Annotated in this window: 8 protein-coding genes; 1 reads left to right on the forward strand and 7 read right to left on the reverse strand. The window is 73.2% G+C overall.

Features of this window, described 5'->3' with window-relative positions; all coding sequences use genetic code 11:
• Nucleotides 1-110: 110 nt before the first annotated feature.
• Nucleotides 111-449 carry an XRE family transcriptional regulator gene (locus ABZS71_RS26560; RefSeq protein ID WP_356214134.1) on the reverse strand — a complete coding sequence of 113 codons (339 nt, stop codon included), beginning with the start codon at nucleotides 447-449 and terminating at the stop codon, nucleotides 111-113.
• A 14-nt stretch (nucleotides 450-463) separates the two neighbouring features.
• Entirely contained in the window at nucleotides 464-808 is a 345-nt protein-coding gene (locus ABZS71_RS26565) for a type II toxin-antitoxin system RelE/ParE family toxin (protein ID WP_356214136.1), read from the reverse strand.
• Nucleotides 809-976: 168 nt separating this feature from the next.
• Between ABZS71_RS26565 and ABZS71_RS26570 the strand changes: the two genes are divergently transcribed.
• Nucleotides 977-1,444, forward strand: coding sequence for a VOC family protein (locus ABZS71_RS26570; protein WP_356214138.1), 468 nt, complete (start codon nucleotides 977-979; stop codon nucleotides 1,442-1,444).
• Nucleotides 1,445-1,618: 174 nt separating this feature from the next.
• On the opposite strand, the gene ABZS71_RS26575 is transcribed toward ABZS71_RS26570, so the two are convergent.
• The 5 genes from ABZS71_RS26575 to ABZS71_RS26595 form a co-directional block, all read right to left on the reverse strand.
• Complete coding sequence (locus ABZS71_RS26575) at nucleotides 1,619-2,425, reverse strand: SDR family NAD(P)-dependent oxidoreductase (protein WP_356214140.1); 807 nt, start codon at nucleotides 2,423-2,425, stop codon at nucleotides 1,619-1,621.
• Nucleotides 2,426-2,719: 294 nt separating this feature from the next.
• The gene (locus tag ABZS71_RS26580) at nucleotides 2,720-3,940 is read right to left on the reverse strand and encodes a serine hydrolase domain-containing protein (RefSeq protein ID WP_356214142.1); all 1,221 of its coding nucleotides are present in this window, start codon (nucleotides 3,938-3,940) and stop codon (nucleotides 2,720-2,722) included.
• Between the two features lie 111 nt (nucleotides 3,941-4,051).
• Nucleotides 4,052-4,819 carry an ABC transporter ATP-binding protein gene (locus ABZS71_RS26585; RefSeq protein ID WP_355858257.1) on the reverse strand — a complete coding sequence of 256 codons (768 nt, stop codon included), beginning with the start codon at nucleotides 4,817-4,819 and terminating at the stop codon, nucleotides 4,052-4,054.
• Nucleotides 4,816-5,580 carry a cobalt ECF transporter T component CbiQ gene (gene cbiQ, locus ABZS71_RS26590; protein WP_356214144.1) on the reverse strand — a complete coding sequence of 255 codons (765 nt, stop codon included), beginning with the start codon at nucleotides 5,578-5,580 and terminating at the stop codon, nucleotides 4,816-4,818. The genes ABZS71_RS26585 and cbiQ overlap by 4 nt, the downstream gene beginning before the upstream one ends.
• Before the next feature lies 1 nt (nucleotide 5,581).
• Nucleotides 5,582-6,000: PDGLE domain-containing protein (locus ABZS71_RS26595; protein ID WP_356214146.1), on the reverse strand; the 419-nt coding region annotated here is incomplete at its 5' end.

Consider the following 6,000-nt stretch of genomic DNA (forward strand, 5'->3'; position numbering starts at 1 on the left):
CGAGCTGTTCAGGAGGCCCTGCTCGTATGCGCCGAGCACCCCGCATCACCCAATCGGGACTCCCGTTCACTCAATGGCTGGAGCTTTCGGGCCTGCGTCAACATCCCTTGTCAGGCGACGGTGTACTCCGCATCCCCAAAGTCCGCGACCACACGCAGCCGACCACCGAGTGCTTCCACATAGGAGCGAAGCGTCGCTACCTCGGCACGGTCCAGTTCGCCGTGCTCGATCGCGGAGACCCGAGGAGCGGACACGCCCATGGACGCGGCGACTTGGCGCTGGGTCAACGCTTGCTCACGCCGAACCTCTGCGAGCTTGTGAGCGCGCACCTCCGCCGTCAGCCGGTCCATCGCCGCCTGCTTCTCCTGCGCCGACCGCACCGGCAGCCCAGCGGCCTCACGCCGCTCGCGCGCCTTGCGCTTGGTCTCCTCCCAGCTGACAGTGCTCATTCGTACTCCCTGGTCTAAAGATCCATAAGGTGCGCCCGGTAGCGCTTCTCTGCGATCGGGATGTTGGTGTCGTACCAGCCCTGCCAGTTCCCAGCCTTGTCGCCGGCCACCAGCAGCACCGCCCGGCGCACCGGATCGAACGCGAAGGGCATCCGGATCTCACTGCTCCCAGACGACCCCGGTCTCAACTCCTTCAAGTGATGGTTTCCAGTACCCTGGATCCGGTCGACCAGCGGACGGCCAAGCGTTGGGCCCGTCGCCGCCAGGGTGTCGATGGCATCCTCCACCTGCTCGGCACTGTCCCAGTCTTCCTCGGCCGGCGCCTCGAACCACGCCGGTAGCGGGCCCGATCTCGACACGGCGGCGCGCCGTCAGGCACGGGCTCGGCGCAGGCCGGCCGCGCGGGGCTTGCCGGGTCGTGGAAAGGCACGTCCCGACAGCGTTGACTGATGACCCCGCCCCACCCGGGCCGGACCGGGGCCGAGACCGTCGGCCCAGGTCTCCACCGCGTCGTCAGGAGAGCTGCCATGCCCATGCCCGCCAACCCGCCGAAGAACCCCGCCAGCCCGTTTGCCTCCTTCGCCGGCCACCACATCGGCATCCGCGTCCCGGACTACGAGGCGGCCAAGGCCTGGTACACCGAGAAGCTCGACTTCCGCGTCCTGCAGGAGTGGCCCTACGGCGAACTGCGGCTGGCCTACCTCAGCCCGCCCAACGACGACGACTTCCACCTCGAACTGCTGGCCGGCCCCGTCCCCTCCCCCAACAAGGTCCTCGATGACCTGGATGTCAGCCTGCGACACGGCGGCTACCACCATGTGTGCCTGCGCGTCGAGAACGTCGACCAGGCCCGCGCGGAGCTGGAGCGCCGCAGGGTGGACCTGGTCGGTGCGCCCTTCGAGATCGCGGACATCAGTCGCCGTCTGGCCTTCTTCCGGGACCCGTGGGGCAACATGTTCGAGATCGCCGAGACGCTCCCCGGCGCCGGCGCCTGACCCCGGCCCGGACCACGTGAGCAGCGGGCGAGGTGGGGGCCCGCGGCGTGTCGTTGGGTGCTCGCGGCTCCGCCGACTGCGGCGCCCCGGTACCCCCCGAAAAAGATGCTTGACCTGGCGCAACTATCTCCTCAAGCGTTTTCGCGGAGGTCACGCGCCCCAGCAGGGGAGCGCTTACGACGACGCCTCGTCGGCGGCCACCCCGTGACCGAAGGCACGGCGCAGGGCCACGTTGCTCATCAGCAGGCCGCCGTCCACCGGGAGGGTGACGCCGGTGATCCACGCGGCGTCGCGGGAGGCGAGGAAGGTGATGGCGGCGGCGATATCGGCCGGCTCGCCGACCCGGCCCAATGGATAGACGGACGCGGCGCGGCGCAGGGCGTCCTCGCGGCCGTCCCAGCCCGGGGTGCGGATGGTGCCGGGAGCCACGAGGTTGACGCGGACGCCGCGCGGGGCGGCGTGACCGGCGAGGGTGCGGGTGAGGCTGTCCAGACCCGCCTTGGCGGCGCTGTAGGCGTGGTTGCCGAAGTCCTTTTCGCCGTTGACCGAGCCGACGTTGACGATCGCGCCACGGCCGTCCGCGGCGGCCAGATGTGGGAGCGCGGCGCGGGCGCAGCGGAAGGCGCCGCCGAGGGTGATGTCGAGGTCCTGGTGCCATGCGTCGTCGGGCTGGTCCTCGAACAGCGGGGTGTCCGGGTGGCAGGAATGGGCGTTGTTGACCAGGACGTCCAGCCTGCTGAAGCTCCGTACCGCGTGCGCCACGGCCGCCTCGGCGTCCGCCCGTTCGGCGACGTCGCACACCAGCGACTCGGCCTCGCCGCCGTCGGCGCGTATCGAGGCCGCCGTCTTCGCGGCCCGTTCGCCGTCCAGGTCGGTGACGAGCACCCGCGCCCCCTCGGCGGCGAACCGGCGGGCGGTCACCTCGCCGATACCGCGTCCCGCGCCGGTGAGCATGACCGCGTAGCCCTCGAACCTCCGCACCCTGTGCCCCTTCCGTCAACCCGGCCCCATCGGCGGGGCGCCCGCCGGTAACACTGCCCAGGCCGGTCCACACGCAGTCGCCCCGCGCCGGACGGCGGCGCCCGGATTCGGACCGCCGCCGGGCGCCGCCCGCCACGGATCAGGCCGCGGCGTCCGGCGCCATGGCACCTCCCCACAGCGGTAGCTGAGGGAGCAACGCAGTGCCGGGGGCGCCCCGCGTCCCGGCAAGGCGGCGAGGCGCGCCCGTCTCGGGCACGGCGGCGTCGCAGCGCGCGAAGATCCGGCAGACCGCGCCTACGCCTCGCCGCGCGTGGCCAGGCTCTTGCGCACCGCGCGCACCAGCGCCTGCGCGCGCGGGTCCGCGGTGACGCCCCGCTGCATGGCGTTGGTGACGTAGCCGAAGCCGATCCGCGCCTCCGGGTCGGCGAAGGCGAGCGAGCCGCCGCGCCCCGGGTGGCCGAAGGAGCCAGGGCCCAGCAGCGGGGAGGCCGGGCCGTGCAGCATGTAGCCGAGCCCGAAGCGGGTGCCGACGACCAGCACGTGGTCCGGCCCGGCGGACTCCTCCGTACGCGCCATGGTGAGCGTCGCCGGCGCGAAGAGCCGCCCGCCCGAGCGGGCCGTACGGGCCGACGGCAGCGGGCCGATCAGCGCCGCGTAGAAGCGGGCCAGCGCGTCGGCGGTCGCGACCCCGCCCGAGGCGGGCAGCTCGGCGGCGAGATACGCGGGTTCGTTCTCGTCCGGCAGCGGGCTGATCGCGGCGAACGCGCGCCGGGTCAGCGACTCGGGGTCCTGGTACGCCTCGGCCACCGACCGCTTGGGGCGCAGCCGCAGCCTCTGGGCGGCGGGCGCGACGGGCGCCTCCACCGCCTCGATCCGGCCGACCCGGCCCCGCTGTTCCTCCGGCAGCCCGAGCCACAGGTCGAGCCCGAGCGGACCGGCGACCTCCTCGGCGATCCAGCGCCCGATGGTCCGCCCGGTCACCCGCCGCACCAGCTCGCTCAGCAGCCAGCTGTACGTCTGGGCGTGGTACCCGTGCGCCGTGCCGGGTTCCCATACGGGCCGCTGGGCGGCGACGGCCCGCGGCCCGGATATGCCGTCGACGGCCTCGGCCGGGCTCAGCGGGGTGTCGAGGACGGGCACCCCGGTCCGGTGCGCGAGCAGATGCCGGACCAGCACCCGCTCCTTGCCGTTCGCCTTGAACTCCGGCCAGTACGTGCCGACCCGGCCGTCCAGGTCCAGCTGGCCGCGCTGGTGGAGCAGCAGGGGGACGGCGGCCGCGACGCCCTTGGTGACGGACCGGACGACCTGGGCGGTGTCCTGGGCCCAGGGCTCGCCGTCAGCGCCGTCATCGCCGGCGGCCGGCTCCTTCGTACCGCCCCACAGATCGACGGCCTTCTCGCCCTCCCGGTAGAGGACGAGGGCCGCGCCGCGCTCGCCGCGCCGGGCGAAGTTCTCCGCGAAAGCGTCCCGGACAGGTTCGAAACCGTCGGCCACCGTGCCCTGGACGTCCACCACTGATCCGACTCCTGCCCATGCCGACCCGCGCGTGTGTGCTGTATCCCCTTATGGTGCAACGTCCCCGGCGGGAGGGCCGGACCGGGGCCATCGCCGGACGGACGGGGATCGTCACCGGACGGGGACGGTCACCGAACGGGGGTCGAAGCCGAAGGGCAGCTCCAGCCGGTGCTCGCGCATCAGCCGCTCGTCGCACAGCAGATCCTGGGTGGTGCCGTCCGCCGCGATCACACCGCCGCTGAGCACCACCGAGCGCGGGCACAGCTCCAGCGCGTACGGCAGATCGTGCGTGACCATCAGCACGGTGACGTCCAAGGACCGCAGGATGTCGGCGAGTTCGCGGCGCGAGGCCGGGTCGAGGTTGGAGGAGGGCTCGTCGAGGACCAGGATCTCCGGCTCCATTGCCAGCACGGTCGCGACGGCCACCCGGCGCCGCTGCCCGAAGGAGAGGTGGTGGGGCGGCCGGTCGGCGAACTCCGCCATGCCGACCCGCTCCAGGGCCCGCCGGATCCGCTCCTCCAGCTCCGCGCCGCGCATCCCGGCCGCTGCCGGGCCGAAGGCGACGTCCTCGCGCACGGTCGGCATGAACAGCTGGTCGTCCGGGTCCTGGAAGACGATGCCCACGCGGCGGCGGATCTCGGCCAGATGCGCCTTGGACACGGGCAGCCCCGCGACCGTGACCGACCCGGCACCCGCGGCCAGGATGCCGTTGAGATGGAGGACCAGGGTGGTCTTGCCCGCCCCGTTGGGGCCGAGCAGGGCGACGCGCTCACCGCGGGCGACGGTCAGATCGACGCCGAAGAGGGCCTGGTGGCCGTCGGGGTAGGCGTATGCCAGGCCGGACACCTGGAGGGAGGGCGGGGTGGTCGGGGTGGTCATCGGGTCATCCATCCGGTCAGGCAGACCGCCAGCGCGGTCAGCGGGAGGGCGGCGGCGTATGTCCACTGGGCCCGGGACGCCGTCACATCGTCGATCACCGGCATGGTGCCCGTATAGCCACGGCTGACCATCGCGAGGTGGACCCGCTCACCCCGCTCGTACGACCGGATGAACAGCGCCCCCGCCGACTTGGCCAGCACCCCCCACTGACGCACTCCCCGCGCCTCGAAACCGCGCGACTGGCGCGCGATCCGCATCCGGCGCATCTCATCGGAGATGACGTCCCCGTAGCGGATCATGAACGAGGCGATCTGCACCAGCAGCGGGGGCATCCGCAGCCGCTGGAGCCCCAGCAGCAGGCCGCGCAGCTCGGTCGTGGACGCCAGGAGTACGGAGGCGGCGACGCCCAGCGTGCCCTTGGCGAGGATGTTCCAGGCGCTCCACAGCCCGGACTGGCTGAGCGACATCCCCAGCACATCGACACGCGGGCCCTGCGCGACGAACGGCATCAGCACGGCGAAGGCCACGAACGGGATCTCGATCAGCAGCCGCCGGAGCAGACACCCCGCCGGAATCCGGGCCACCGCCGCCACGCCCGCCAGCAGCGCGGCGTACAGGGCGAAGGCCCAGACGGCCTCGCGGGGCGTGGAGACGACGACCAGGACGAAGCAGAAGACGGCGGCGATCTTGCAGTGCGGCGGCAGGGCGTGCACCGGCGACCGGCCCTCGCGGTAGAGCTTGTGAGCGTGGCCCGCGCCCATGTCAGACCGTCTCGGAGCGGTCTGCCGCCGCCGCTGTCCTGCGGCGCCGTACGAGGACGAACACCCCGGACCCGACGGCGAGCGTCGCCCCCACCCCGATCACCCCGGCGAGCCCGCCGGAGAGCCGGGCGTCGGCGATGTCCTTGACGCCGTAGTCGGCGAGCGGGGAGTCCTTGGCGGCGTGCTCCTCGGCCTTCTCGTCGATGCCCTTGTCGTGCGCGACCTTCTCCAGCCCGTCGGGGCTGGCGGAGGCGTAGAAGCTGACCACCCCGGCACAGAGCAACGCGGCGGCAATCCCTGCCAACCACACCCGCCGCGCCGACCGGCGGGGCGCGGCGAGGGGCACCGCCGCGGCAGCCGCTCCGGGGGCCGCCCCGGCGGCGCCGGCGCCGGTCGCGGCGCCCGCGCCCCCGGTCCGCC

Origin of the sequence: Streptomyces sp. NPDC005393 (assembly GCF_040606675.1) — a bacterium.
In the GTDB taxonomy this organism is placed as follows: Bacteria; Actinomycetota; Actinomycetes; order Streptomycetales; family Streptomycetaceae; genus Streptomyces.